The 24974-nt window shown below is 67.8% G+C and carries 24 protein-coding genes and 1 pseudogene; 13 read left to right on the top strand and 12 right to left on the bottom strand.

Features of this window, described 5'->3' with window-relative positions; all coding sequences use genetic code 11:
- Window positions 1-2: 2 nt before the first annotated feature.
- Window positions 3-1754: a PE-PPE domain-containing protein gene (locus tag A5696_RS25915; RefSeq protein ID WP_067883935.1), complete on the bottom strand. Its 1752-nt coding sequence runs from the start codon at window positions 1752-1754 to the stop codon at window positions 3-5.
- Between the two features lie 222 nt (window positions 1755-1976).
- Between A5696_RS25915 and A5696_RS27865 the strand changes: the two are divergent.
- A pseudogene (locus A5696_RS27865) lies at window positions 1977-2133 on the top strand (NADPH:quinone oxidoreductase family protein); the annotation flags it as partial.
- A 22-nt stretch (window positions 2134-2155) separates the two neighbouring features.
- Here the strand turns inward: A5696_RS27865 and A5696_RS25910 are convergent.
- The 4 genes from A5696_RS25910 to A5696_RS25895 form a co-directional block, all read right to left on the bottom strand.
- A complete protein-coding gene (locus tag A5696_RS25910) occupies window positions 2156-3877 on the bottom strand; it encodes a PE-PPE domain-containing protein (RefSeq protein ID WP_067883933.1) in 1722 nt (573 codons plus the stop codon).
- Window positions 3878-4039: 162 nt separating this feature from the next.
- On the bottom strand, window positions 4040-5701 hold the full coding sequence (locus A5696_RS25905) for a PE-PPE domain-containing protein (protein WP_067883931.1): 1662 nt from the start codon (window positions 5699-5701) through the stop codon (window positions 4040-4042).
- Window positions 5702-5841: 140 nt separating this feature from the next.
- Complete coding sequence (locus A5696_RS25900; RefSeq protein ID WP_067884248.1) at window positions 5842-6666, bottom strand: tyrosine-protein phosphatase; 825 nt, start codon at window positions 6664-6666, stop codon at window positions 5842-5844.
- Window positions 6659-7879, bottom strand: a complete 1221-nt coding sequence (locus A5696_RS25895; protein WP_067884246.1) for an acyl-CoA dehydrogenase family protein — start codon at window positions 7877-7879, stop codon at window positions 6659-6661. Before A5696_RS25895 ends, A5696_RS25900 begins: the two co-directional genes overlap by 8 nt.
- Before the next feature lie 149 nt (window positions 7880-8028).
- Here A5696_RS25895 and A5696_RS25890 point away from each other — a divergent pair, with 149 nt between their 5' ends.
- The 4 genes from A5696_RS25890 to A5696_RS25875 are packed head-to-tail and all read left to right on the top strand — an operon-like array spanning window position 8029 to window position 11416.
- Window positions 8029-8490: a nuclear transport factor 2 family protein gene (locus A5696_RS25890; RefSeq protein ID WP_067884234.1), complete on the top strand. Its 462-nt coding sequence runs from the start codon at window positions 8029-8031 to the stop codon at window positions 8488-8490.
- 57 nt (window positions 8491-8547) lie between these two features.
- Window positions 8548-9663 (top strand): Re/Si-specific NAD(P)(+) transhydrogenase subunit alpha, encoded by a 1116-nt coding sequence (locus tag A5696_RS25885; protein ID WP_067883929.1) that lies wholly within the window; start codon window positions 8548-8550, stop codon window positions 9661-9663.
- Window positions 9664-9665: 2 nt separating this feature from the next.
- Window positions 9666-9995, top strand: a complete 330-nt coding sequence (locus A5696_RS25880; protein ID WP_067883927.1) for an NAD(P) transhydrogenase subunit alpha — start codon at window positions 9666-9668, stop codon at window positions 9993-9995.
- Window positions 9992-11416, top strand: coding sequence for an NAD(P)(+) transhydrogenase (Re/Si-specific) subunit beta (locus tag A5696_RS25875; RefSeq protein ID WP_067883925.1), 1425 nt, complete (start codon window positions 9992-9994; stop codon window positions 11414-11416). The genes A5696_RS25880 and A5696_RS25875 overlap by 4 nt, the downstream gene beginning before the upstream one ends.
- Window positions 11417-11420: 4 nt before the next feature.
- Here A5696_RS25875 and A5696_RS27860 read toward each other — a convergent pair whose 3' ends face one another.
- Window positions 11421-11546, bottom strand: a complete 126-nt coding sequence (locus A5696_RS27860; RefSeq protein WP_108637325.1) for a hypothetical protein — start codon at window positions 11544-11546, stop codon at window positions 11421-11423.
- Between the two features lie 161 nt (window positions 11547-11707).
- Between A5696_RS27860 and A5696_RS25870 the strand changes: the two genes are divergently transcribed.
- Window positions 11708-12331 (top strand): TetR/AcrR family transcriptional regulator, encoded by a 624-nt coding sequence (locus A5696_RS25870; protein ID WP_067883923.1) that lies wholly within the window; start codon window positions 11708-11710, stop codon window positions 12329-12331.
- 16 nt (window positions 12332-12347) lie between these two features.
- On the opposite strand, the gene A5696_RS25865 is transcribed toward A5696_RS25870, so the two are convergent.
- Window positions 12348-13811, bottom strand: coding sequence for a PE-PPE domain-containing protein (locus A5696_RS25865; protein WP_067884233.1), 1464 nt, complete (start codon window positions 13809-13811; stop codon window positions 12348-12350).
- A gap of 133 nt (window positions 13812-13944) precedes the next feature.
- Complete coding sequence (locus tag A5696_RS25860; RefSeq protein ID WP_067883922.1) at window positions 13945-14841, bottom strand: alpha/beta hydrolase; 897 nt, start codon at window positions 14839-14841, stop codon at window positions 13945-13947.
- Window positions 14842-14950: 109 nt separating this feature from the next.
- Between A5696_RS25860 and A5696_RS25855 the strand changes: the two genes are divergently transcribed.
- From A5696_RS25855 to A5696_RS25840, 4 genes are all read left to right on the top strand, one after another.
- Window positions 14951-16051 carry a diacylglycerol kinase gene (locus A5696_RS25855; protein WP_067883920.1) on the top strand — a complete coding sequence of 367 codons (1101 nt, stop codon included), beginning with the start codon at window positions 14951-14953 and terminating at the stop codon, window positions 16049-16051.
- 15 nt (window positions 16052-16066) lie between these two features.
- Window positions 16067-16807: a glucose 1-dehydrogenase gene (locus A5696_RS25850; RefSeq protein ID WP_067883918.1), complete on the top strand. Its 741-nt coding sequence runs from the start codon at window positions 16067-16069 to the stop codon at window positions 16805-16807.
- Between the two features lie 163 nt (window positions 16808-16970).
- On the top strand, window positions 16971-17321 hold the full coding sequence (locus tag A5696_RS25845) for a WhiB family transcriptional regulator (protein WP_067883917.1): 351 nt from the start codon (window positions 16971-16973) through the stop codon (window positions 17319-17321).
- A gap of 55 nt (window positions 17322-17376) precedes the next feature.
- Complete coding sequence (locus tag A5696_RS25840; RefSeq protein WP_067883915.1) at window positions 17377-18726, top strand: FAD-binding oxidoreductase; 1350 nt, start codon at window positions 17377-17379, stop codon at window positions 18724-18726.
- 100 nt (window positions 18727-18826) lie between these two features.
- Here the strand turns inward: A5696_RS25840 and A5696_RS25835 are convergent, their stop codons facing one another.
- The 3 genes from A5696_RS25835 to A5696_RS25825 are packed head-to-tail and all read right to left on the bottom strand — an operon-like array spanning window position 18827 to window position 21069.
- Window positions 18827-19366 (bottom strand): TetR/AcrR family transcriptional regulator, encoded by a 540-nt coding sequence (locus A5696_RS25835; protein WP_067883913.1) that lies wholly within the window; start codon window positions 19364-19366, stop codon window positions 18827-18829.
- A gap of 31 nt (window positions 19367-19397) precedes the next feature.
- The gene (locus A5696_RS25830; protein ID WP_067883911.1) at window positions 19398-20231 is read right to left on the bottom strand and encodes a thioesterase family protein; all 834 of its coding nucleotides are present in this window, start codon (window positions 20229-20231) and stop codon (window positions 19398-19400) included.
- A gap of 19 nt (window positions 20232-20250) precedes the next feature.
- Window positions 20251-21069: an SMP-30/gluconolactonase/LRE family protein gene (locus tag A5696_RS25825; protein ID WP_067883909.1), complete on the bottom strand. Its 819-nt coding sequence runs from the start codon at window positions 21067-21069 to the stop codon at window positions 20251-20253.
- A gap of 148 nt (window positions 21070-21217) precedes the next feature.
- Here A5696_RS25825 and A5696_RS25820 point away from each other — a divergent pair, with 148 nt between their 5' ends.
- From A5696_RS25820 to A5696_RS25810, 3 genes are read left to right on the top strand one after another with little or no spacing between them, the layout of a single operon-like run.
- Window positions 21218-22108 (top strand): acyl-CoA thioesterase II, encoded by an 891-nt coding sequence (locus A5696_RS25820; protein ID WP_067883908.1) that lies wholly within the window; start codon window positions 21218-21220, stop codon window positions 22106-22108.
- 15 nt (window positions 22109-22123) lie between these two features.
- Window positions 22124-23038: an LLM class F420-dependent oxidoreductase gene (locus A5696_RS25815; RefSeq protein ID WP_067883906.1), complete on the top strand. Its 915-nt coding sequence runs from the start codon at window positions 22124-22126 to the stop codon at window positions 23036-23038.
- A complete protein-coding gene (locus A5696_RS25810) occupies window positions 23039-24193 on the top strand; it encodes an acyl-CoA dehydrogenase family protein (protein WP_067883904.1) in 1155 nt (384 codons plus the stop codon). It begins immediately after the preceding gene.
- A gap of 69 nt (window positions 24194-24262) precedes the next feature.
- On the opposite strand, the gene A5696_RS25805 is transcribed toward A5696_RS25810, so the two are convergent.
- Complete coding sequence (locus tag A5696_RS25805) at window positions 24263-24940, bottom strand: DUF427 domain-containing protein (protein ID WP_067883902.1); 678 nt, start codon at window positions 24938-24940, stop codon at window positions 24263-24265.
- Window positions 24941-24974: the final 34 nt, after the last annotated feature.

Here is a 24974-nt window from a genome sequence, read left to right as displayed (position 1 = left end):
GGTCAGAGCAGGCTCGCGAGATCGGCGGCGATCGACCGTGTCGCGCCCAACAGCACCAGGCCCTCGCCCGCGCCGATGATCAGGCTCAAGGCGGTGTCCGCGGCGATGGGTCCGACGAGCGCATTGGCAAGTCCGGTTACGACCTGTCCGTTGAGGGCTTGCGAGATCCCGTCCGAGATCAGCGTGAGGTCGTAAGCCGGGAGGGCGGTGAAGAGCGCGGTCACGTTGTCGGCCGTCGGAAGCAGCGTCGCGTACGCCGTCGAGAACGCGTCCGCCAGGGTGTTGATGACGTTCGAGGCCGTCGTTTGCGGGGCGGTCAGCGCTACCAACGGGTTGTACGTCTGCAGGCTGGGAATGCTCGCCAGGTTCCAAAGGTCCGACGGGCTCGACAGCGACGGGAATCCTTGGGCCGCTTGCGCGCTCAGGTCATTGGCGGCGGCGAGGATCCCCTGCTGGGTTCCGGAGATCAGATCGCCGCCCAGGGCAGTGGTCGCCCCGAGCGGTGGGAACAACCCGAACGGCGTGGGCACGTCGGCCGGCCCGGTCGGATAGCCGTAGGCCGGGTTGCCGTAGCCCCAGTTGACGAGATACGTCAGGTCCGGTTGCAGCAGGTCCGCGAGCGGGTTGCCGATGACCGGGATTGCGCGCACCGGATCGAGCAGTGGCAGATTCGGGACGGTGATCATTTCGTACTTGGTGACGCCGGAGTAGCCGGGCGACGTCGGCAACGTCAGAAGCTGGTAGCCGGGCGGGAGGGCCTGCGGATTGATCAGGTAGTAGTCGGGGTGCACGTAATAGATGCCCGCAAGCGCGTTCAGGTCGGACAGGACGTTGAGCGGATACTTCGGGAAATCGGCGAAACCGTCGTATTCCAGCGTGTAGTTGACGGTCGGGTAGATCGTGTTCGGAGGGGTCGCGCCGTAGTAGGTGACCCCCAGGCTCGGGCTGGTGAAACCCGGAAAGCGCGTGAAGAGGCCGCCGTTGGGGGTCATGGGATTTCCCAGCAGGACGAAGCCGAGTTGGTTTGCCGTCGGGGCCGCGGCGCCCATGGCCGCGAGCTTTTCCATTTCCAGCGAGGCGACGACGCAGCTCTGCGAAAAGCCGGTGAACACAACGTTGTTCGGCGAGCCTGGATACAGCAGCGGATGCAGCCCCGGGCCCGTCGCCACCAGCGTGTTGTTCAGGATCGTGACACCCTGGGAGACCGAGGTGTCGAAGGTCAAACCCTTGATGCCGTTGTTCACCGGGTATATCGGATATGCCCCGTTCGGCTCGTACATGACCTGGGCGTTGGCGAGGGTGAAGCTCGGGAAGTTGGGCGTGACGTAGTTGTTGACCAGGTTCGTTATGTACGTTGCGCCGGGTATCGGATTGCCGCTGCCCCCCGCGACCAAGGTGATGTCCGGGTCGTTCGCGATGGCCTTCGCCACCGCCGCGACGGGGGCGGCGGTACTGCCCGCCAGCGCGTTCGCCGCCGCGGCCTCCGCTTGGGTGTAGGAACCCTCGGCGGCGGCCAGTGCCTGAGCGAACGCCGCGTGGAACGCCCCGGCCTGTGTGACCATCGCCTGATACTCGAGGCCGAATCTGTTGAACAGCGTGCCGACGGCCAGCGACACCTCGTCACCGGCCGCCGCGGCCACGCCGGTTATCCGGCCGGCCGCAGTCGCCCTGGCTTGGTTGATCACCGAACCCGTCTTTGCGACGTCCGCGGCGGCCGCCGCCATCGTCTCGCGCTGCGCAAGCAGGTACGTCATCGGCTCATCCCTTCTCCACCAGCGTCCTGCCGTGCCCGACCGACGACGGACGCAAATGATTTGAGACCGAACCACTGCGAAGGTCAGTTAGGCAGCGTAGAGCGGCACGATCCGATTGTCTGGCTTTTGACCGCTTTGCGTCCGCCCGACGGGTCGGGCCGCCGCGCAGGATAATCCCCCGCGCCGGCCAGCACGCCCGTCGTCGCGCCCGCAAGGTTCACGGGCTCGGCCGCCCTGTTCTCCTGGGGGCTGAGCCAGTTGGTGTTCCCCGGGCTGAAACCGCCTCCGCCGCAGCGGTATCCGCTGTCAGAGGGCGCGGTCGCATTGCGCGAGCCTGGCCGACGGCGGCGTGCTCGGCAACGTGGTGCTGGAGCCCTAGCGGGCAGCCCGGCAGACGTCGATCACTGGGGCCCGGGGTTCGGGGTTCCGGTCAAGATGGTGTCGAGCGAGTTCTCGATGGCGAGGAACTCGAAACCACCCGCGAGCGTGGTCAGGCCGACGTCGGCCGCGATCGGCTGGCCGAACGCATTGGTGAGGCCGCCGATGGGATCGCCGTTGACGGCTTGAATGATGCCGTTCAGGAACAGGTTGACGTCGTAGGACGGCAGGGTGACCACGACCGCGGTTGCAATGTCGGCCGTCGGCAGCAGGGCGGAATAGGCGGTCGAGAAGTCGCCCGTCAGTGTGCCGACGATGTTGGTGTTCGCCGACTGGATGCCCTGGAGGACGCCGGTGATCGTCGTGGGGATCGACGCCGAGGGTGGCAGGGTCAGGGCGCCGACGCCCGACGTGGCGGCCCCGGGAAGCGAGCCCGCCAGGTGCGACATGTCGTTGACGAAGGCGTTGACTCCCTGTGCGGTGGCGCCGGGCAGGAGCGCCCCCAGTTCCGTCGTTGCGCTGAGCGGCGGCAGGAACCCGAACGGGGTCTGGACATCGGCCGGGCCGGTTGACCAACCGAAGTTGGGGTCGCCGTAGCCCCAGTTGACGATGAGCTTCAGGTCCGGCTGGATCAGGTCGGCGAGCGGGTTTCCGATCACCGGCAGCGCCCGCAGCGGCGTCAACAGCGGCAGGTTGTCGGTAGGGATCATGTTGTAGGTCGTCATCGACGGATTCCCGGACTGCCCCAGCGCGATGGCCGACGCGAGTTGTGCGTTCGTCAGGTGCGGATAGGTGCCGTGGATGAACACGATGCCGGCCAGCGCGTTGAGGTCGGAGAAGACGTCGATCGGATATTGCGGAAAGTCGGCGAAGCCGTCGTATTCGAGCGACCAGATGGTGGTCGGGAAGTCGTTGCTGGGTGTCGAGGTGCCGAACGTGACGCCCAGGCTCGGGAAGCTGAGGCCGGGGAACCGGGAAAGCAGCCCGCCGTTCGGATTCGCCGGGTCACCGAGCAGGGTGAAGTACGCCTGGATCGGGTTTCCGGCCGTCCCATTCGTGAACCCCTCGGCGAGCAGTTTCGGCATCTCCAGCGAGGCGATGATCGAGCTCTGCGAGTAGCCCAGGATGGAGACGGAGCCGCTGCCGCCGTGCAGGAACGGGGTGATTTGCAGGTTGATCGCGTTGTCGAGCGCGGTGACGCCGCGGGCCAGGGAGATGTCCAGCGTCAGGTCTTTGGTGCCGGTGTACGGATACAACCCCTCGGCCGTGGTCACGGGGATCGGGGGGAGAGCGCTCGTGAATTGCGTCAGGTAGCGGCTGGTGACGTTGGCGATGTAGCTCGATGGGGGATTGGCGGTGCCGCTGCCGGTCATGATCAAGATGGCTTTGACGGTCGGGTCCGCCGCGGTGGTCACCGCCGAAAACGCCGGGCCGGCTCCACCGGTGAGACCCAGCGTGCCGGCGATCTGGGCTTCGGCTTGCGCGTAGGCGCCCCCGGCGGCGGCCAGCGCCGCCACGAACTGCTCGTGGAATGCGGAGGCCTGGCGGAGCAGCGCCTGGTACTCCTGGCCGTAGGTGCCGAAGAGTTGCGCGGTGACGGCGGACACCTCGTCTTGGGCCGCCGCCACCACGCTCGTCGTGGGACCCGCGGCGGCCGCCTTCGCCTCGTTGAGCGCCGATCCGATCGCCGATGCATCCGCTGCGGCCGTCGCCACGATCTGGGGCTGCGTGAACAGGTTCGTCATCGGCTTTTCCCTTCCGGACACGGAGGAACTCGTGTTGGCCTCGACGACGCTGCCGACCCGATGACCAGGCGCATCGCTGAAACCGGCACAGCTAGCTTAGGAGTGATCGGGCGTTCTTGGTGGCGTTTTGCGCCCTTGTCTTTGGCAACGGCTTTGGCCGCGTTAGGGAATGAGGCTCTGGATGTCCTTGACGTTGCTCGAGAGCGCCGAGGCGATGGTCAGGAACTCGACCCCGCCCGCGACCGTTCCCAATCCGACATCGGCGGCGATCGGATACCCGATCGCGTTGATGAGGTTGCCCTGCCCGAGTTGGCTCAGGAAAAGCTCGGAGTCGTAGAAGGGCACCGTGGTGGCGAGGGTGTAACCGATGTCAGCGGTGGGCAGCGCGACGGCGTAGTCGGTCGAGACGATCGTGTTGACGGTGTTGAAGACCTGTTGCGGCGACGGGAAGCCGGCCGGCGTCGTCGGGCCCGGCGCGATCGGCAAGGAGAACTGCGGTACGACCGCGGTGGGCTGCGAGGCGATCTGCTGCAGGTCGAGCGAGAAGTCGTGGACTCCCTGCTGGGTGCCGGCGGCCAGCGCATTGAACACGGTGCCCGGATTGGCATTCGGGAACAAACCGAACGGCGTCGGCACGTCCGCGTAACTCGTCGAGTACCCGAGGGTGGGGTCGGGACCATAGCCCAGGTTGACCAATACCTTCATGTCCGGTTGGAGCAGGTCGACCAGGGGCTTGCCGATGACCGGGATCGCATCCAGAGGCTTCAGCAGCGGCAGGTCGGCCGTGGGAATCATGTAGTACGTGGTGTTGCCGGTGTAACCAGGCGACGTCGGCAATTGAATGGCGTTGTTGACCTGGGTGGGCGTCAGATCCAGATAGGTGGTGTGCACGAAGACGATGCCCGCGACCGCGTTGAGGTCGGAAAGGACGTTGATCGGGTATCGCGGGAAGTCGGCGAATCCGTCGTATTCCAGCGTGTAGTTGGCCACCTGGTAGGGCGTGTTGGCGTTCATCGCGGGATAGAAATCCAGCCCCAGGGCGGGCAGCGACAGGTTCGGGAACCGCGACAGCAGGCCGCCGTTGGGGTTCACCTCGTTGCCGGTCAGCACGAAGTTGAGCTGGCTTACGCTGGGCGGGTTCGCGCCGAAGAGGGACGTGCCGTTGGCCAGGTTCTGCATCTCCAGCGACGAGATGATGGCGCTCTGCGAAATGCCGAAAACGGTCACCGTTTGGCCCTGGCCATGGATCGTGTTGTACAGCGTGTTGTCCAGAATGGTCACGCCCTCGGCCACCGACTGGTTGAGGGTGAGGCTTTTGACACCGGTCAGCGGGTACAACTCCTCCGGCGTGTACAGCTCCGCCAGGGCGTTCATCGAACGGACGTAGAGGTTGTTGGCCCGGGTTGCGAATGAGCTCGACGGTATGGGAACCCCTGTGCCACCGATGAAGTACGACAACTGGTTGGCGGTAAACGGGGGAATCGTGGCCGCCGGCAATGCCGGGGCGGGCGCACCGGGTGCTCCCAGCCCTAAGGTGGTGGCGATGCCGGCCTCGGAGTCTGCATAGGCGATTCCGGCGGACGCGAGCGCCTGCCGAAACTGGTTGTGAAACGCCGCGAACCGCGTGACGACGGCCTGATACTCCTTGCCGACCGCGCCGAACACCTCGGCGATGGCCGCAGACACCTCATCGCCGGCCGCCGCCGCCAGCCCCGAGGTCGGGGCTGCCGCTGCGGCGTTGGCGGCACTGAATGCCGAACCAATCCCGTCGAGCTCGGCCGCGACAGACGCCAGCGCCTGCGGCTCAGCGATCAGATACGTCACGGGCCCGATCCTTTCCCGACCAAAAGACGCGAACCCCGTCAGCGTAGGGTGACGCCGCCATCCTGTCCGGCGTTTGCGTCAAAGCGTTGGGCCCGGCTGTGGGCGCGATTGAGCGCGAAGGGATTTCGGGAGCCGGCGGCTCAGCCGAGCAGCGCGGCGCGCAACCGGTCGACGTCGGCATCGGTGATACCGGCGTCGTTCAGATACGCGCCCAGCGAACCGAATTCGTCGTCGATCGTTTGACGGGCGGCGGCGAGGTAATCCGCTCGGACGCCGAGGACCCCGTCGGACAGCCGCGCCTCGGTGAAGGTCACCACTTCCGGGGTCAGCTCGGTATCGCCGCGCTGCTGGATCATTTCGTAGATATGCGCCCGAAGCTCGGGTACGGCCTCGTTGCTGCGCAAGAAGTCCGCGACGACCGCGTCGCGATCGACGCCGACGGCCTCGAGCACCGTCGCGATGACGAAGCCGGTGCGGTCCTTGCCCGCGAAGCAGTGCGTGAGCACCGGGCGCCCGGCGGCCAGCAGCGTGACGACACGGCGCAGCGCGCGCTGCGCCCCGTTGCGCGTCGGGAATTGCCGGTACTCGTCGGTCATGAAGCGCACGGCGGTCTCGTTGACCGACTCGTCCGACCCGTCGGATTCGCCCCGCAACAGCCGCTGGAACGCCTCTTCGTGCGGGGCGGCGGCGTCGGCTTCCTGGTCGGACAGGTCTGGTACCGGCAGCAGGTGGATCTCGACGCCATCGGGCACCAACCCCGGACCGCGCCGGGCAACCTCGCGGGACGCGCGCAGGTCGGCGACGTCGGTGATGCCCAACCGGCGCAGCGTGGCCCGTCCGTCGTCGTCGAGGCGGCTCAGCTCGCCGGACCGGAACAACCGACCGGGGCGCAGCGCGGCCACGCCGTCGGCGACGTCGCGAAAGTTCCACGCGCCGGACAGTTCCCGGACCGCCGCCTCAGCCACGCGCGGTGACCGCCGCGGCGAGCGCGGATTGCTCCGGGCCGATCTCGGCACGCGCGATGGTCCGCATGTGCACCTCGTCCGGCCCGTCGAAGATCCGCATGGCCCGATGCCAGCCGTACATCCGCGCCAGCACCGTGTCGTCGCTGACACCGGCGGCCCCGTGCACCTGGATCGCGCGGTCGATCACGTCGCAGGCGACCGTCGGGGCCACCGCCTTGATCTGCGAGACCAGCAGATGAGCGGCCTTATTGCCGTGCTGGTCGATCGTCCACGCCGCCTTCTCGCACAACAGCCGGGCCTGGTCGATCTCGTTGCGGGACTTGGCAATTGCCTCCCGTACCACGCCCTGTTCGGCCAACGGGCGGCCGAAGGCCACCCGGGTCTTCGCCCGGTCCACCATGAGGGCCAAAGCACGTTCGGCGCCGCCGAGCGCGCGCATGCAGTGGTGGATGCGGCCCGGACCCAGCCGGGCCTGGGCGATGGCGAAGCCGCCGCCCTCCTCGCCGAGCAGGTTGGTGACCGGCACCCGGACGTTGTCGTAGATGATCTCGCAGTGACCGGGCTGGTCCTGGTAGCCGAAGACGGTTGTGGAGCGGACGACGGTCACGCCCGGCGTCTCGATCGGCACCAGGACCATCGACTGCTGCTGGTGGCTGGCCGCCTCGGGGTTGGTGCGGCCCATCACGATCAGGATCTTGCAGCGCGGGTCCGACGCCCCGGACGTCCACCACTTGCGGCCGTTGATGACGTAGTCGGCGCCGTCGCGCTCGATGGAGGTCTCGATGTTGCGGGCGTCGCTGCTGGCGACCGCCGGCTCGGTCATCGAGAAGGCGCTGCGAATCTCTCCGGCCAGCAGCGGCTCCAGCCACCGCTTGCGTTGCTCCTCGGTGGCGAACAGGTGCAGGGTCTCCATGTTGCCGGTGTCCGGCGCCGCGCAGTTGATCGCCTCCGGGGCGAGTTCGAGGCTCCAGCCGGTCAGCTCGGCCAGCGGGGCGTAGTCCAGGTTGGTCAGGCCCGACTCGGCGGGCAGGAACAGGTTCCACAGTCCCTGCTGCTTGGCCTTCGTCTTCAATTCCTCGATGACGGGCGGAACGGTGTGGTCGTCCGGGCCGGCCTCGTGACGGTATTTGTCGTATTCGGCCTCGGCCGGAAAGACGTTCTCGATCATGAAGTCGGACAGTCGCTTGTGGTAGTCGCTGGCTTTGGCCGACATCGCGAAGTCCATGACCGCCACGATAGGACACGTGCGGTAACAGGGCGCGTCAGGTCGCCAGCGCGCGAGATATAGACGGTTGCGAGCGGCGCAGGCGTGTCGTCGCAGACGTTTATGTGTCGCGATTCCCGTCGAGCACGATGTACCTCATGACCGAATCCCGCCCCCCGTTTCCTCCCTTCACCTACGAAACCGCGATGCAGAAGGTGCAGGCGGCCGAGGATGCCTGGAACACCCGCGATCCCGAACGGGTCAGCCTGGCCTACACGCCGGACTCGCAGTGGCGCAATCGAAGCGAGCATGTCGTGGGCCGCGAGGAGATCGTCGCGTTTCTGACCCGCAAATGGGAGCGCGAGCTCGACTATGCGCTGCGCAAGAGCTTGTGGGACTTCCACGACAACCGCATCGCCGTGCGGTTCCAGTACGAGTGCCACGATCGCACGGGCCAGTGGTACCGCAGCTACGGAAACGAGCTGTGGGAATTCGCCCCGTCGGGGTTGATGGCGCGGCGCGAGGCGAGCATCAACGACGTGCCGATCGACGAATCCGAGCGCCGGTACTTCGGCCCCCGTCAGGAGTCGGAACACGGTCAAGAGATTCCGCTCTGGTAGCGGCGGTTAGGGTGTCTGCGGCAAGCCAAAGACATAAGGGAAGTGGATGTAGGCGCCATGACAGATGCGCAGGCCAACACGTTCAAGGTGGGGGTGGTCGCCGAGTCCGGGACCGACGAGCGGCGCGTCGCTTTGGTCCCCAAGGCGGTCGCGTCGCTGGTCGGTAGCGGTGTGGCGGTGGTGGTCGAGGCGGGCGCGGGCGAAGGCGCGCTGCTTCCCGACGAGCTCTACACCGAGGCCGGGGCCGGCATCGGCGACGCCTGGGCCGCCGATGTCGTCGTCAAGGTCGCCCCGCCGACCGCGGCCGAGGTCGGCAGGCTGCGCAGCGGTCAGACGCTGATCGGCTTCCTGGCCCCGCGCAATCCCGACAACCTGATCGGCGCGCTCACCGACGCCGGTGTGCAGGCGTTCGCTCTGGAGGCCATCCCGCGGATCTCGCGGGCCCAGGTGATGGATGCGCTGTCGTCGCAGGCCAACGTGGCCGGCTACAAGGCGGTGCTGCTCGCGGCCTCGGAGTCGACGCGGTTTTTCCCGATGCTGACGACGGCCGCGGGTACCGTGAAGCCGGCCTCGGTGCTGGTGCTCGGTGTCGGGGTCGCCGGGCTGCAGGCGCTCGCGACGGCCAAGCGGCTGGGGGCGCGGACCTCCGGCTACGACGTGCGTCCCGAGGTGGCCGACCAGGTGCGGTCGGTGGGCGCGCAGTGGCTCGACGTCGGCATCTCAAAAATCACAGCGGCCGGCGAGGGCGGCTACGCCCGCGAGCTCACGGACGAGGAGCGCGCCCAGCAGCAGAAGGCGCTGGAGGAGGCGATCGCCGGCTTCGACGTGGTGATCACCACGGCGCTGGTGCCGGGCAAGCCCGCGCCGCGCCTGGTGACCGCCGCGGCCGTGGAAGCGATGAAGCCGGGCAGCGTGGTGGTGGACCTGGCCGGGGAGACCGGCGGCAACTGCGAGCTGACGGAGCCCGGGCGGACCGTGGTCAAGCACGACGTCACCATCGCCGCGCCGCTGAACCTGCCGGCGACGATGCCCGAGCACGCCAGCGAGCTCTACAGCAAGAACATCACCGCGCTGCTGGAGCTGTTGATCAAGGACGGCAAGCTGGCGCCCGACTTCGGCGACGAGGTGGTCGCGGCGGCCTGTGTGACCCGCCCGCGCGGAGAGGACTCCTAGAGATGTATGACGAGCTGTTGGCCAACCTGGCGATCCTGGTGCTATCCGGATTCGTCGGGTTCGCCGTGATTTCCAAGGTGCCCAACACCCTGCATACGCCGCTGATGTCGGGGACCAACGCCATCCACGGCATCGTGGTGCTGGGCGCGCTCGTGGTGTTCGGAACCGTGGAGCACCCGTCGCTGGCGGTACAGATCATCCTGTTCGTCGCCGTGGTGTTCGGCACGCTGAACGTGATCGGCGGTTTCATCGTGACCGACCGGATGCTGGGCATGTTCAAGGGCAAGAAGAAAGTCAAGCCCGTGCAGACCGAGGATCTGGCGGCGAAATGAACTACCTCGTCACCGTTCTCTACATCGTCGCGTTCTCGCTCTTCATCTACGGCTTGATGGGCCTGACCGGCCCGAAGACCGCGGTGCGGGGCAACCTGATCGCCGCGGTGGGCATGGCCATCGCGGTCGGCGCGACACTGATCAAGATCCGGCACACCGACCAATGGGTGCTCATCATCGCCGGCCTGGTCGTGGGCGTCGTGCTCGGGGTTCCCCCGGCGCGGTTGACCAAGATGACCGCCATGCCGCAGCTGGTGGCCTTCTTCAACGGCGTCGGCGGCGGCACGGTCGCGCTGATAGCGCTCGCGGAATTCATTGAGACCAAAGGTTTCTCGGCGTTCCAGCATGGCGAGTCACCCACCGTGCACATCGTGGTGGCGTCGTTGTTCGCCGCGATCATCGGGTCGATCTCGTTCTGGGGGTCGATCATCGCGTTCGGGAAGCTGCAGGAGATCATCTCGGGATCACCGATCGGCTTCGGGAAGGCCCAGCAACCGATCAACCTGCTGCTGCTGGCCGCGGCGGTGGGCGCCGCGGTGGTCATCGGCCTGCACGCGCATCCCGGCAGCGGCGGGGTGTCGCTGTGGTGGATGATCGGCCTGCTGGCCGCCGCGGGCGTGCTGGGCCTGATGGTGGTGCTGCCCATCGGCGGCGCCGACATGCCGGTGGTCATCTCGCTGCTCAACGCGATGACCGGGCTGTCGGCCGCCGCGGCCGGCCTGGCGCTGAACAACACCGCGATGATCGTGGCGGGCATGATCGTCGGCGCGTCCGGTTCGATCCTGACGAACCTGATGGCCAAGGCGATGAACCGCTCGATTCCCGCGATCGTCGCGGGCGGTTTCGGCGGCGGCGGCGTGGCGCCCAGCGGTGACGGCGGCGGCGACAAGCACGTCAAGTCGACCTCGGCCGCCGACGCCGCGATCCAGATGGCCTACGCCAACCAGGTGATCGTGGTGCCCGGTTATGGCCTGGCCGTCGCGCAGGCCCAGCATGCGGTCAAGGACATGGCGTCGCTGCTGGAGGACAAGGGCGTGCCGGTGAAGTACGCGATCCACCCGGTCGCCGGCCGCATGCCCGGACACATGAACGTGTTGCTCGCGGAGGCCGAGGTCGACTACGACGCGATGAAGGACATGGACGACATCAACGACGAGTTCGCCCGCACCGATGTCGCGATCGTCATCGGCGCGAACGACGTCACCAACCCGGCGGCCCGCAACGAGCAGTCCAGCCCGATCTACGGAATGCCGATCCTCAACGTGGACAAGGCGAAGTCGGTGATCGTGCTGAAGCGGTCGATGAACTCCGGTTTCGCGGGCATCGACAACCCGCTGTTCTACGCGGAGGGGACGACGATGCTGTTCGGGGACGCGAAGAAATCGGTGACCGAGGTCGCCGAGGAGCTGAAGGCGCTGTAGCGGTCTAGACGGGCGGGTAGGCCGGCGGCGGGTAACCGTTGCCGTCGACGACGCCGCGCAGACCCCATGGCACGTATTTGAAGAAGAACTCGATCTCGTCGCTCATGTCATAGTCCGGACTCGGATCCATGTCCCCACCTCTCGACTCGCGACCAGTTCGACACACCATCGTAGTCGCCGAGCCGTCGGTGCGACAGCGGCGATGCCCTTAAACTGTCCAACCAGTTGATTGGTACTTTGCCTTATCCGGGCCCGTCCGCGGCCCGCCGACTGTGACGATAGAGAGTACGAATGGCGTCCGACAACGGGATGACCCGCCGCGAAGAGTTGCTGGCCGTTGCCACCAAGCTGTTCGCCGCGCGCGGCTATCACGGCACCCGGATGGACGACGTCGCCGACGTGATCGGCCTGAACAAGGCGACCGTCTACCACTACTACGCGAGCAAGTCGCTGATCCTGTTCGACATCTACCGCCAGGCCGCCGAGGGCACCCTGGCCGCCGTGCACGACGATCCGTCATGGACGGCCCGCGAGGCGCTCTACCAATACACCGTCCGCCTGCTCACCGGGATCGCGGCCAATCCCGAGCGGGCCGCCGTCTACTTCCAGGAGCAGCCCTACATCACCGAATGGTTCACCAGCGAGCAGGTCGCCGAGGTCCGTGAGAAGGAGGCCCAGGTCTACGAGCATGTGCACGGGCTCATCGACCGCGGCATCGCCAGCGGCGAGTTCTTCGAATGCGATTCGCACGTGGTGGCCCTGGGCTACATCGGGATGACGCTGGGCAGCTACCGCTGGCTGCGGCCGAGCGGCCGGCGCACAGCCAAGGAGATCGCCGCCGAGTTCAGCACCGCGCTGCTGCGGGGACTGATCCGCGACGAGTCGGTCCGCAACAGCTGTCCGCTCGGCCCCTGACGGAGCGGCGGGAGAATCAGCCGAAGTTCGGTGGCGGAATGATGTGCAGCACGCTGCCCGTGGCGCCGCTCAGGATCGACAGCAGCGTCGTGCTCGACTGGCCGAAGGAGACATTCAGGCCGGGGTCGATGGACGGGACCCACGGATAGGTGTTCGGGAACAGCGAGGGCGACAGCAGCCCCGCCTCCACACCGATTTCGACCGCGGCGCCGTAGGGGCCCTGCACGGCGCCCAGGGCCAGGTCCGGGATGACCGTGAACGGATTCGGAAGATCGAACAACCCGGCCGGGGTCGGAACGTTCGCGTAGTTGGCGCCGGTGCCGTAGTCCGCATAGCCCAGGTCGACGAGCACCCGCAGATCGGGCTGGAAGATGTCGGCGATCGGCGGACCGGCGTAGGGGATCGCGCGGATCGGCTCCAGCAGCGGCAGGTTCTGCGTCATCAGCATGTAGTAGTCGGTGTTGCCGCCGTTCGTCGGCAAGGGAACGGCGGTGCCCACCTGGGTGGCCGTCAAGAGGGGATATTGGCCGTGGACGAAGAAATAGCCCATGAACGCGTTGAGGTCAGAGACGAGATTCAGCGGGTATTGCGGGGCGTCGGCGATGCCGTCGTATTGGTAGGTGTAAACGGTGGTGTGCCACGGGGATTGCGGCGTCGCGCCGTTGAACGCCACATCCAGGAACGGAATGTAGAAACCGGGGAAGCGCTCGAGGATGCCGCCGACGGGGTTGTTGGGATCGCCGATCAGCACGAAAGACAACTGGTTGGCAGGGATGGGTGAGCCGGCCGCCAGCAGCGCATTGATCTCGTTGGTGGCGATCGTGGCGCTTTGGGAGTAGCCGAAAACCACGGCGCTGTTGCCTTGCGTGATGACGCCGGTGGGTCCCAGGAGTGCGTTGTTCAGCAACGTGACGCCCTTGGCGACGGACTGGCCGAACGTCATGCTGCCGAGTTGTGGGGTCACCGGCCAGAACTGCTCGGGCGTGAACAGGCCCTGCGGGATGGCCGAGGAGAAAAGGGGATTCGGCTTGATGTACGCGTTGAAGACGCTGGTTACATATTTGGGGTCGGGCATCGGGTTGTTGGTGCCGCCCATGATCAACGCGTACATCGGGTCCCCGGCGGCCAACTGCACGGCCAGTGGGTTGCCGCCCGTCGGCGCGCCGCCCGCGATCGGCGTCTGCGCGAGCAGCGCGGCGCCGGTGGCCTCGGCTTGCGCGTAGGTGCTCGCCGCGGCGGCCAGCGCCCGGGTGAATTCGGTGTGGAAAATTCCGGCCTGGGACAGGGCGGCCTGGTATTGCCGGCCGTACGTGGCGAACAGGGTCGCGATGGCCGTCGACACTTCGTCTTCCGCCGCCGCCAGCAAGCCCGTTGTCCGGGCCGCCTCGCCGGCGCGGGCATCGGTGATGGCCGACTCGATGCTTTGCACGTCGGCGGCCGTGGCGGCCAGCGTTTCCGGGGTGCTGATCAGATCCGACATCTCCCCGCCCTTCCCCACAGACTGGGACCCCGCCCGGCCGAACGGGCTTACCCGCGACCGTGGGTATTAGGTACTGACAGAGACTAAGACCGTGCCCTCGGGAAATCTGGCGTTTCGCGCAAGTTTGCCCGCGCTACACGTTGGCGTGCTTCAGATGCCTGCCGAGAAAGGCGAGTTGGTCCTCCACCACGCGCTCGAACGCGTCGTCGACATAGATGTCGAAATGCCCCTCGGGATACATCCTGACCTCACCTCGGGGAGCCTTGGCCGCGTAGCGCAGCGTGGGGACCGCGGGAGCCACCGAGTCGGCCTCGCACACGCAGAACAGGATCGGGCAGGGCACCTTTGCGGCGCAGCGCCCGGGACGGTAGCTGAGGATCCTCAACGCGAACCGGGCGGCGACCTCGTTCGGCACGTGCTGGCCCTCGGGGACCAGCCGCATGTACCCGGGATACGCGTCGGGGGCGTTCATCAAGGCGACCTCGCCCGGCTTGCCCGCCGCGGCGACCATCACCGGTGGCCGGCCAAGCCCGGCCGCGACGAGGTCGCGAACGGCCAGCACACCGATGCGTGCGAAGATCAGCGGGTTCAGCGTGCGCGCCGAGGCGACGCCGTCGGTGAACGGGCACTGGGCCACGGCGGCCTTGATGCCCGGCAGCCGGGCGGCCATGGCGATCACGTGTCCGCCGCCAAACGATGTGCCCCACAAGCCGATTCGCTGGTTATCGATGCCTTCGAGGGTGCGGCCGTAAGCGACCGCGGCCGCCCAGTCCGCGAGCTGCATCTTGATGTCGAGCAGTTGGCGCGGCCGGCCTCCGCTGTCGCCGAAGTTGCGGTAGTCGAACACCAGGCAGGCGTAGCCGGCCCCGCTGAATCGTTCGGCATAGGCGTCCAGTCGCATGGTGCGCACGGCCCCCAGGCCGTGCGCCATCACCAGCAGCGGCGCGGGATCACCGCTCGCGGGCCGGTAGAGCCACGCGCTGATCGCCTCGTCGCCGGATGCGAATTGGACGTCCTCACGTTGTGTCACAGCGATTCAATTCTGCCGGGTCGGGGCTCGAGTTGGGTGCCGTGGGTGCCTGAGAAATAGTGGACTACTGTCTAGAAACGTTTCGGGCGATCGAGGGACGGAGACTCGCATGGCTATCCGCGTCGCGCACGTCGGTACCGGAAACGTCGGGGGGCTGGCCCTGGCCGAACTGATCACCAACCCGCAGTTCGAATTGACGGGCGTGTGCGTGTCCACGCCGGAAAAGGTGGGCAAGGACGCCGGGGAACTGTGCGGCGTCGGCCTGGGCGCCGGCACCGCGACGGGCGTGGCGGCCGTCGGGGACCTGGACGCCATTTTGGCCACCCGGCCCGACTGCGTCGTCTACTGCGCGATGGGCGATACCCGCCTGCGCGACGCGATGGCCGACGTCATGCGCATCCTGGCCGCCGGGGGCAACGTCGTCGGGTCGTCGCCGGGGCTGCTGCAGTACCCGTGGGGCGTGATGCCCGAAAAGTACATCGCTCGCGTGGAAGACGTTGCGCGGCAAGGGAATTCGAGCGTCTTCATCACCGGCGTGGACCCCGGGTTCATCAACGACCTCATCCCGTTCGCGCTGGCGGGCACCTGCCAGAGCATCGAGCAGGTGCGCTGCATGGAGATCGCCGACTACGCCACCTACGACGGCGCCGAGGTCATGCATTACATGGGGTTCGGCAGGCCGCTCGACGAGGTGCCGATGCTGCTGCAGCCCGGGGTGCTGAGCATCGCCTGGGGGACGGCGATCCGTCAGCTGGCCGCCGGCCTCGGCATCGAGATCGACGAGATCACCGACTCGTGCCAGCGCGAGCCGGCGCCCGAGGACTTCGAGATCGCGGTCGGACCCGTGGCCAAGGGAACCATGGCCGCGCTGCAGTTCGAGATCTGCGGCATGTCCAAGGGGCGCCCGGCCATCGTCGTCGAGCACATCACCCGGTTGCGCCCCGACTTGCGTCCCGACTGGCCCCAGCCCGCTTCCGGCGGCGGCTCGTACCGCGTCGAAATCACCGGCGAGCCGTCTTACGGGGTCGACATCGTGCCGAGCAGCCGCAAGGGCGACCACAACCACGCCGCGATCGTCGGCGCGGCCGGGCGCATCGTCAACGCCATCCCGTCGGTAATCGCGGCCCCGCCCGGCATCCGCACCACGCTCGACCTTCCGCTGGTCACCGGCAAAGGTCTGTACGCACCGAACAACCTGGTAGTCAGGTAACCGAAAGGAGCCCGAGTGGGACGAGTAGACGGCAAAGTTGCGCTGATCAGCGGTGGCGCCCGCGGGATGGGCGCCTCGCACGCCCGGATGCTCGTGGAAGAGGGCGCCAAGGTGGTGATCGGCGACATCCTCGATGACGAGGGCAAGGCGCTGGCCGACGAGCTCGGCGACGCCGCGCGCTACGTCCACCTCGACGTCACCCAGCCCGACCAGTGGGATGCCGCGGTCGCGACGGCGACCGGCGAATTCGGCAGGCTCAACGTGTTGGTCAACAACGCCGGCATCGTGGCGCTGGGGCAGCTGAGAAATTTCGATCTGGGCAAGTGGCAGAAGGTGATTGACGTCAATCTGACCGGCACCTTCCTGGGCATGCGGGTGGCCGTCGACCCGATGACCGAGGCGGGCGGCGGGTCGATCATCAACGTGTCGTCGATCGAGGGGCTGCGGGGCGCGCCCGCGGTGCACCCGTACGTCGCGTCGAAGTGGGCGGTGCGCGGCCTGGCCAAGTCGGCGGCGCTGGAACTCGCGCCGCTCAACATCAGGGTCAACTCGATCCACCCCGGCTTCATCCGCACCCCGATGACCGCGAAGCTGCCCGAGGACATGGTCACGGTTCCCTTGGGGCGCCCGGGCGAGGCGCGGGAAGTGTCGACGTTCGTGCTGTTCCTCGCCAGCGACGAGTCGTCCTACACGACCGGCAGCGAATTCGTCATGGACGGCGGGCTGGTCACAGACGTGCCGCACAAGGAGTTCTGAAGCGAAGCCGTCGGCCTTAACCGGGGCGTCGCGGGGGCTTCGGCCACGGTTTCGGTGGCGGCCGCCGATTATTCAACTGGTGTCGTTTAAGCGGCGCGACGCCGGGAATTCATGCAGGCAAGGACGTGTGTGGCGATCTCGGGCCGGGAGAAGGGGACTGCTCATGTCAGGGTCACAGCCCGGCGGTCAACGGCCGCACCGGGTGGTTATGCGGGGGGTGGCCGGCAACCCGGCCGAGGACGAAGACGCCGGCTGGGTGTCGAGGGCCTTGTGCCGCCACGCCGATCCCGACCGGCTCTTCGTCACCGGTGCCGCCCAACGCAAGGCCGCGGTGGTCTGCCGTCATTGCCCGGTCATGCGGGAGTGCGCCGCGGAAGCGTTGGACAACCGCGTGGAATTCGGTGTGTGGGGCGGCATGACGGAGCGCCAGCGGCGAGCCCTGCTCCAGCGGCACCCCGAGGTGGTGTCGTGGTCAAACTTCCTCAGCGAGCGGACAAACCGCAGCGTCGGCTGAATCGCGCAGCGGGGGCTTTGGTCGGGGACCATCCGGCGGTGCTATAACCGCGAGCATGCCAGGCAGGCTCGTGGAGCTGAAAAGGATCGTCGGTTCCCAACACGTCGTCACCGATACCGACGTGCTGGCCGGCCGCAGCGTGGACTACACCGGCCGCTACCGCGGGCAGGCGAGCGCGCTGGTGCGACCCGGGTCCGCCGAGCAGGTCGCCGACGTGTTGCGGGTATGCCGCGACGCCGGGTCGCACGTGACGGTGCAGGGCGGTCGCACCTCGCTGGTGGCCGGCACCGTCCCCGAGCACGACGACGTCCTGCTGTCCACCGAACGGCTCAACGCCGTCGGCGACGTCGATATCGTCGAGCGCCGCGTTTCGGCCGGTGCCGGCGCCACCCTGGCCGCCGTTCAGAGTGCCGCTGCCGCAGCGGGTTTGGTGTTCGGCGTCGACCTGGCCGCCCGGGACACCGCGACCGTCGGCGGCATGGCCGCCACCAATGCCGGCGGCCTGCGCACCGTTCGCTACGGCAACATGGGCGAGCAGGTCGTGGGCTTGCAGGTGGCGCTGCCGGACGGTTCGCTGATGCGACGCCACAGCCTGGTACGCCGCGACAACACCGGGTATGACCTGCCGGCGCTGTTCGTGGGCGCCGAGGGCACGCTCGGCGTGATCACCGCGCTGGACCTGCGCTTGCATCCCACACCGTCGCACCGGGCGACGGCGGTCTGCGGGTTCGCCGACCTCGAGGCGCTGGTGGCGGCCGGGCGCACCTTTCGGGACGCCGACGGGATCGCGGCGCTGGAGCTGATCGACGGCCGGGCCGCGGTCCTGACTGCCGAGCATCTCGGGGTCGGCGCGCCGGTCGCCGGCGACTGGCTGCTGCTCGTGGAACTGGCCGGCGACCACGACCAGACCGATCGGCTCGCCGACCTCCTGGACGGTGTGCGGTTGTGCGCCGAACCGGCGGTCGGCGTGGATGTCGCTGCGCAGCAACGGTTGTGGCGCGTGCGGGAAGCGCTCGCCGACGTGCTGGGCGTGTATGGGCCGCCGCTGAAGTTCGACGTGTCGCTGCCCCTGTCGGCGATCGACGGGTTCGCCCGCGGGGCCGTCGCCTTGATCGGTGCTCGGGTGCCCGAGGCGGTGCCGGTGTTGTTCGGTCACATCGGTGAGGGCAATCTGCACCTCAACGTGCTGCGTTGCCCGGTCGAGCAGGAGCCGGCGCTGTACGAGCCGATGATGGACCTCATCGCGCGGTGTGGGGGCAACGTCAGCTCCGAGCACGGCGTCGGCAGCCGCAAGCGCCCCTACCTGGGCATGTCGCGGGAGGCCGCCGACATCGCCGCGATGCGGGCGGTCAAAAGCGCCCTGGACCCGACCGGCTACCTCAACGCCGCGGTGCTGTTCGACTGAACCTTCCTGCCGCGAGGGTGCGCAGTTGTACGCGCAATACGGCGTGTTGCCGTACAAACACGCTCACCCGCAAGCGGGCGGTGCCCCCACCTCGCGGGGATCAGGAGGTGCCCTTGATCCCGACGGCGTGGCGCAGTTGCTCCAGGAACTGATCGGCATCGTCGCTGCGGACGATGTAGTGCGAGATCGCGATCCTGATGACCGTCGCGGCCTTCACCGCCGCGTTGGGTCCGGAAAGGTGCCGTTGCAACCCGTCGCGCATCTCGGGGATGACGCGACCGAACTGGGCGATCGTGTGCTCGGGTTCGACGTCGACCATGCGCACGCCCGAGTACGAATGCTGGAACTCGACGATGAACCGCAGCACGGCGTCGAGCTTGTCGACCCCCTTCAATCCGGCCGTGGCCCTGACCAGGCCGCTCTCGAAGGCCTGCCGCTCGTATTGCGAAAACGCCGACAGCAGTTCCTCTTTGGAGGCGAACCAGCGGTAGAGCGTGGGGCGCGACACCCCCGCCTGGGCGGCCACCTCCGACAGGCTGAGCTTGGTCTTGCCGTTGCGGCCGAGCACCTCGGCGGTGGCGTCGAGGATGCGTTGCCGCGTCGAGGTGTCGAACTCTGCCGCTTGGGCCGGTTGGCTCATAAGAGAAACTTTACGAAGTATCGACAAGGTGTCACGGTTTTTTCGTTTCCCGGCCGGGACGCGCCCGCACCAGCACACACTGCTGGATGGCGCCGACCGCGCCCCCCTCGTCGAACAGCGTGCCGACCGTCGTCCCCACTCCGTCCGGCCCGTAGCTGGTCTCCGCGCGAATGCCGATCCAGTCGCCGTCGGGGATCCGGAACACGTGCACGGCGAGGTCGGTGTTGAGGAACGTCCACTTGGTGATGTCCAGCTTGCTGCCGATGCCGTTGGCGCAGTCGGCCACCGCGAACAGCCGCTCCAGCGGCGTCATGGCCTCGCCCTTGACGAGGTCGACCGTCGGATTGATCCAGGATTCGCCCGGACCCGCGCTGAGCGGCTCGGTCAGCCAGAGCCACTCGAGGCTGTGCACGTAGTTGCGGTCCCAGTCCAGCGCCTTGAGGTTGCGGTTGCGGGCCTCGGCCCGCGGCCGCGGCGGCTCGGTCGCGGCGTGAGCAATTGCCCGCGTGTCCTGCCGCTGCAACCGCCAGCCGCTGGCGCGAGCCACCGGCCGCGGCCCGCCGTCGGGACCCACGGCGAGCATCTCGGCGCTGACCAACTCGATCTGCTTGCCGCCGCGCTGCACCTGGGAGCTCACCCACAGGTCGCCCTCGGCCGGCACCCCGCCCAGCAGGTCGATGACGACGCGGGACAGCCGAGTGTCGTCGCGCCGGGCGCAGCGCTCCAGCGCCCGGACCAGCAGCGCCGATACCGGTCCGCCGTGCTGGATCGCGGCCGACCAGGTGCCGCGCGCGAGGTCGGTGGCCCGGAACTTCTCGCCCAACGGGTCGGCGCCGTCGATCAGCTCGTAATAGGAATCCGTCACTCGTCCACCTTCCGGGGTGTCAGGGTAGGCCAGCGCCGGGGGTGTCCACCGTCACGGCGTCCAGCCGCGACAACTTGGTGCCGATCAGGCGCGCGGGATAGGCGTCGGTGCTGGAGAGCAGGAACAGCGTGCGGCGCGAGGGGCCGCCGAACGCGCACGCGATGGCCACCCGCTCGCCCATGTCGATCCGATCGGTCACCACGCCGCCTTCGGTGATCCGCTCGAACTGGTGGGCCAGCGTCATCGACGCCCACACCCCGCCCTCGGCGTCGAGCGCGATGCCGTCCGGTGGCCCGTCGAGGCCGTCGGCGAAGACCCGACGCGCACCGAGCCCACCGTCGTCGTCGATGGTGAACGCGGACAGCCGGCGGGCCGTCGATTCGGCGACGATCAACGTCCTTCGGTCGGGGGTGATCACCATGCCGTTGGGAAAATCCAGGTCCTCGGCGACAACAGCGGCGGTGTCGTCGGCATCGAGGCGGATGATCGCGCCACCGGAGAACGCCTGGCATCCGATGTAGGCCCGCCCGGCGTCGTCAACGACCATGTCACCCAGATTGGCCGGCGTCAGGTAGGCGAGATCGGCGATGGTCACGACCGTTTCGCCGTCGTAGCGCAGCACCTGGCGGTCTTCGGTCGAGGCGATCAGCAGTGACCCGTCGGGGCGGAACCCCAGGCCGGACGGGGAGCGCCCGGGCAGCGGCAACGTGGTCAGCGAGCCGCGCATGTCCGCGGTGTGGACGGCCTCGCCGAGCATGTCGGAGAACCACAGCAGTCCCTCGAACCACCGCGGGCCTTCACCGAAGCAGAAGCCGTTGGCCAGGGGCTCGGGGATCATCCGGCCGGGCCTTTACAAAACATCGGGAAAGTGTCATGCAGGACGTGTGCCGGTGTCAATCTCGCCCGGTTTGTTAGCCAAGCTTTACAAATCCTACTCAAAGTGTCACGCTGAGCCGTGAGCTGCCGGCGCGAGAGATGGAGCGGACTTGACTAAAGCTTCCGAGGAATCCGAGCAGACCGAGTGGACGGTGCAGGGCCTGCTGGATCTCTTCGACGTGCGGGCCGACGGGCAAGATCGGTTCACCGGCGACACCGGCATCGCCGTCGCCGACGAACGGCAGGTGGTGGAGGGCACCCAGGTGCTCGCCCAGGCGATCGTCGCGGTGGCCAAACGATTCCCGGACAAGTCCGTGCGCTCGGCGCACGCGGTGTTCTCCCGCGCGGTCACCGTCGGCCCGCCGATCGAATTGGTGCTCGACGTGGTGTCCGAGGGCCGGTCCACCGCGACCGCGGTGGTCGCCGTGCATCAGAACGGTCGGCGCTGCCTGAGCATCACCGTGCTGGCCGACGTCCCGACCGACGACGTCATTCGCCACCATCTGCCGCGGCCCGACGTGGCCGGGCCCGCCGAAGCCCACCCCTCGCCGATGCCGATGGTCGGACGCGAGCTGCGCCTCGTCGACGTCGTCGATGTGAACAGCCCCGACGAGGTCGGGCCGCCGGAGCTTTACGCCTGGCTGCGTTACGAGCCGATCCCCACCCGGGATGACCTGGCCAAGGCGCTGCTGGCGTACTTCACCGGCCACCTGGGCATTTCCACCACCATGCGCGCGCACCCGGGCATTGGCACCGCCCAGGCGCACCTGACCGTGTCCACTGCGCCGATGAGCATCTCCGTCGCGTTCCACGAGCCGGTGCGCTGGCAGGGTTGGCTGCTCTACACCCACGAGAGCACCCAGGTCGGCGCGGGAATGTCGTACGTGCGCGGCACCGTGCACTCCGAGGAGGGCGAGCTGCTGTGCTCGTTCGCCCAGGAGGCGCTGATCCGTCCGTTGCGCACCAGCGACACGGCCATCGATTCCCGCGCGCGGTTCTAGCGTCTGGCCGCCTTCATGCGCTTCACCATCACCCATCCGATGCACAGCCATCCGTATAACCCGGAACTGGTGAGCGGGGAGGGCATCGGGAAGGTGGCGGCAGCTGCCGAGGCGGCCGGAATTCACGGGTTCGGCTTCACCGACCACCCGGCGCCCTCGCAGCGGTGGCTGGAGGCCGGCGGGCACGACGCGCTGGATCCCTTTGTGGCGCTGGGTTATGCGGCCGCCAGAACGACGACGCTGCGGCTGATCCCCAACATCGTGGTGCTGCCGTATCGAAACCCGTTCGTGGTGGCCAAGTCCGGGGCCTCGCTGGACCTGCTTTCGGGCGGCCGCTTCACTCTGGCCGTCGGCGTGGGCTATCTCAAGCGCGAGTTCGCGGCGCTGGGTGTGAACTACGACGAGCGCGCCGAGCTGTTCGAGGAAGCGCTGCAGGTGATCCGGACCATCTGGACCGGCGACGACATCACCTTCGAGGGAAAGCATTTCACCGCCCGGGGCATCACGGCCCACCCGCGGCCGGCCACCTGCCCACCGATCTGGATCGGCGGCAACACGACGACCGCGCGCCGGCGCGTCGCGCAGTACGGCGACGGCTGGTGCCCGTTTCCGGCTCCGCCGCAGCTGGCCCAGACCGCGGGCACTGCGGTGATCGACTCGGTGCAGCGCCTCACGGAGGGCATCGACGATCTGCGCCGGCGCTGCGACGCGGCGGGCCGCGACTGGTCCGCGATCGACGTCACCTTCACCAACTTCGAGGGCGGCAGCCCCGCGTCCGATGAGTTCAACGCCGACGCGTACCTCGACGGATTGGAAAAGCTTGCGGCAGTGGGCGTGACGTGGGTGAGCGTCGGGCTGCCCGGCGACAGCGTGGCGCACGCGCTAGAGACCCTCGACCGGTTCCGAACCCAGGTGGTCGACGCGATCTAAATGGACTTTTCACGGGTCGAACTCTCCGCCGAAGACCGGGAATTTCTCGACGAGACCCGGGCCTTCATCGCCAAGCACGTCACCGACGAGGTGCTCGCCCGCCAGCTTGAGTTCGGCGAAAACTTCGACGAGAGAGTGCATTTGGCGCTCGGTGAGGCCGGCTATCTGGCCTCGGATTGGAAGGCGGAGGCCGACGGCGGGTTCAGCCCGGTCCGACGGCGCATCTTCGCACTCGAGATCGCCCGGGCCCACACGCCGTGGTACCACTGGGGCACCACGTCCGTCGTCGCCCGGCTGGTCCAGCAATTCGGCGCGCCAGAGCTGGCCGACAAGGTCGTGCCCGGCGTGCTGTCCGGCGAAATCCGGCTGTGCCTGGGGTACACCGAGCCGGAGGGCGGCTCCGATGTCGCCACCTGCAAGACCCGGGCGGTGCGGGACGCGGATGGATCTAGCTGGATCATTAATGGCTCCAAGATGTTCACCTCGAACGCGCAGAACGCCCGGTACGTCTTCCTGCTCACCAACACCGACCCGCAGGGCCCGAAACACAAGAACCTGACCATGTTTCTGGTCCCCCTCGACTCGCCGGGCATCGAGATCCAACCCATCCGCACCCTGGACGGCGACCGCACCAACATCGTCTACTACAGCGACGTGCGCGTCGATGACCTCCACCGCATCGGCGAGGTGAACGGCGGCTGGACGGTGATGCGCGCGGCGCTGGACTCCGAGCACGGCATGGTAGACCCGGAAAACCATGGGCTGCAATACGTTGCGGCGATGGCGGGCCACGGCGATCTGATGGCCGAAGTGGTCGACACCGTCGCGGCGCTTGTTGCCGAAGTGGACGACGAGTCGGTGAAATACCGCCTCGGACGGGCCGTCGCACGGATGGAGGCGGCGCTGTCCACGCCCGGAATGTTCGGTCGCGTGGCGATCGCGCAGACGATGCGCGACATCACCCCGGACCTGATGGACATCCTCGGGGCGGCGTCGGCGCTGCCCACCGGCGCCCGGGGTGCCGCGAGCGACGGTGCGGCAGAACACCTTTACCGTCTTTCGTTGCCGCTCGGGATCTACGGCGGAACCCTGGAGGTGTTCCGCAACATGATCGCGCAGCACGCGCTGCGGCTGGGGCGTCCTAGTTACTCCTGATTTCGCCGCGAAGGTGCAACTGCCGACGGCGGCACTCGGGAAATGCGTTGCCAGTTGCACTTTCGCGGCTCAAGTGAGTGGCAGTTGGGCCGTCACATCCGCCCGGGCGGTGTCGAAGCTCAGGAATCCTTTGATGGGCAGGCATTCGGGGGGTGGGTCCTCGTAGCTCCAGGCGACGTCGTCGACGGTGCGGTCGTCGAGGGCGACGGACCAGTAGGTCGCAAAGCCCTTGTAGTTGCAGTAGCTCGACGTCTCCGATCGCCGCAGCAGATCGGTGCGTACGTGCTTCGGGTCGACGTAAAGACGAGCCTCGAGCGCCGTTTCGAACAGGATCAGTGTGTCGTCGGTGTCCACCAGTGTGGCGCCGGCGACCGAGACGCGCAGCCGGCGCCGCGTCGGGCGGCAGTCGACGCGATGGTAGGGATTCGGCGGGTAGTGGACGAGCTCGCGGCCCTCCTCCAGCCAGGTGTCGACGGCGTCCCAGGGCACGTGGACGAAGCCCGGCGCTTCGGGTTCCGGCTCCGCCGGGAGGTCACCGACCTCGTCGGCCGGAAACACGTAGCTGAGCGGGCGGCCCCGCCGGTGCACCATCAGTGCCCGCTCGGTGTCGATCACCGGACGCCCGTCCCGGAAGGCTTGGACGCGCCGGGGGTGTGGCTCGATGTACACGACCTCGGTGGGTATCGCCGGCGAGAACCGCCCGGCCGGATCGGTGCTGAGCGGACCGCGTCCGGCTACCAGGCTCATGGTCTTCCTTCCTGAGCCTCCGCATGAGCGGATG

This window comes from Mycobacterium sp. E2699, from assembly GCF_001666745.1.
Lineage (GTDB): Bacteria > Actinomycetota > Actinomycetes > Mycobacteriales > Mycobacteriaceae > Mycobacterium.
Note: the sequence above shows the minus strand (reverse complement) of the source record. Positions and strands in the feature narration are given on the sequence as shown.

Excerpts from the sequence above, each read along its gene's own strand:
- A5696_RS25915 (WP_067883935.1), bottom strand. The coding sequence starts at position 1,754 with ATGACGTACCTGCTTGCGCAGCGCGAGACGATGGCGGCGGCCGCCGCG.
- A5696_RS25910 (WP_067883933.1), bottom strand. The coding sequence starts at position 3,877 with ATGACGAACCTGTTCACGCAGCCCCAGATCGTGGCGACGGCCGCAGCG.
- A5696_RS25895 (WP_067884246.1), bottom strand. The coding sequence starts at position 7,879 with ATGTCGGCCAAAGCCAGCGACTACCACAAGCGACTGTCCGACTTCATG.
- A5696_RS25890 (WP_067884234.1), top strand. The coding sequence starts at position 8,029 with ATGACCGAATCCCGCCCCCCGTTTCCTCCCTTCACCTACGAAACCGCG.
- A5696_RS25885 (WP_067883929.1), top strand. The coding sequence starts at position 8,548 with ATGACAGATGCGCAGGCCAACACGTTCAAGGTGGGGGTGGTCGCCGAG.
- A5696_RS25880 (WP_067883927.1), top strand. The coding sequence starts at position 9,666 with ATGTATGACGAGCTGTTGGCCAACCTGGCGATCCTGGTGCTATCCGGA.
- A5696_RS25875 (WP_067883925.1), top strand. The coding sequence starts at position 9,992 with ATGAACTACCTCGTCACCGTTCTCTACATCGTCGCGTTCTCGCTCTTC.
- A5696_RS27860 (WP_108637325.1), bottom strand. The coding sequence starts at position 11,546 with ATGGATCCGAGTCCGGACTATGACATGAGCGACGAGATCGAGTTCTTC.
- A5696_RS25870 (WP_067883923.1), top strand. The coding sequence starts at position 11,708 with ATGGCGTCCGACAACGGGATGACCCGCCGCGAAGAGTTGCTGGCCGTT.
- A5696_RS25865 (WP_067884233.1), bottom strand. The coding sequence starts at position 13,811 with ATGTCGGATCTGATCAGCACCCCGGAAACGCTGGCCGCCACGGCCGCC.
- A5696_RS25855 (WP_067883920.1), top strand. The coding sequence starts at position 14,951 with ATGGCTATCCGCGTCGCGCACGTCGGTACCGGAAACGTCGGGGGGCTG.
- A5696_RS25845 (WP_067883917.1), top strand. The coding sequence starts at position 16,971 with ATGTCAGGGTCACAGCCCGGCGGTCAACGGCCGCACCGGGTGGTTATG.
- A5696_RS25840 (WP_067883915.1), top strand. The coding sequence starts at position 17,377 with ATGCCAGGCAGGCTCGTGGAGCTGAAAAGGATCGTCGGTTCCCAACAC.
- A5696_RS25835 (WP_067883913.1), bottom strand. The coding sequence starts at position 19,366 with ATGAGCCAACCGGCCCAAGCGGCAGAGTTCGACACCTCGACGCGGCAA.
- A5696_RS25825 (WP_067883909.1), bottom strand. The coding sequence starts at position 21,069 with ATGATCCCCGAGCCCCTGGCCAACGGCTTCTGCTTCGGTGAAGGCCCG.
- A5696_RS25815 (WP_067883906.1), top strand. The coding sequence starts at position 22,124 with ATGCGCTTCACCATCACCCATCCGATGCACAGCCATCCGTATAACCCG.
- A5696_RS25810 (WP_067883904.1), top strand. The coding sequence starts at position 23,039 with ATGGACTTTTCACGGGTCGAACTCTCCGCCGAAGACCGGGAATTTCTC.
- A5696_RS25805 (WP_067883902.1), bottom strand. The coding sequence starts at position 24,940 with ATGAGCCTGGTAGCCGGACGCGGTCCGCTCAGCACCGATCCGGCCGGG.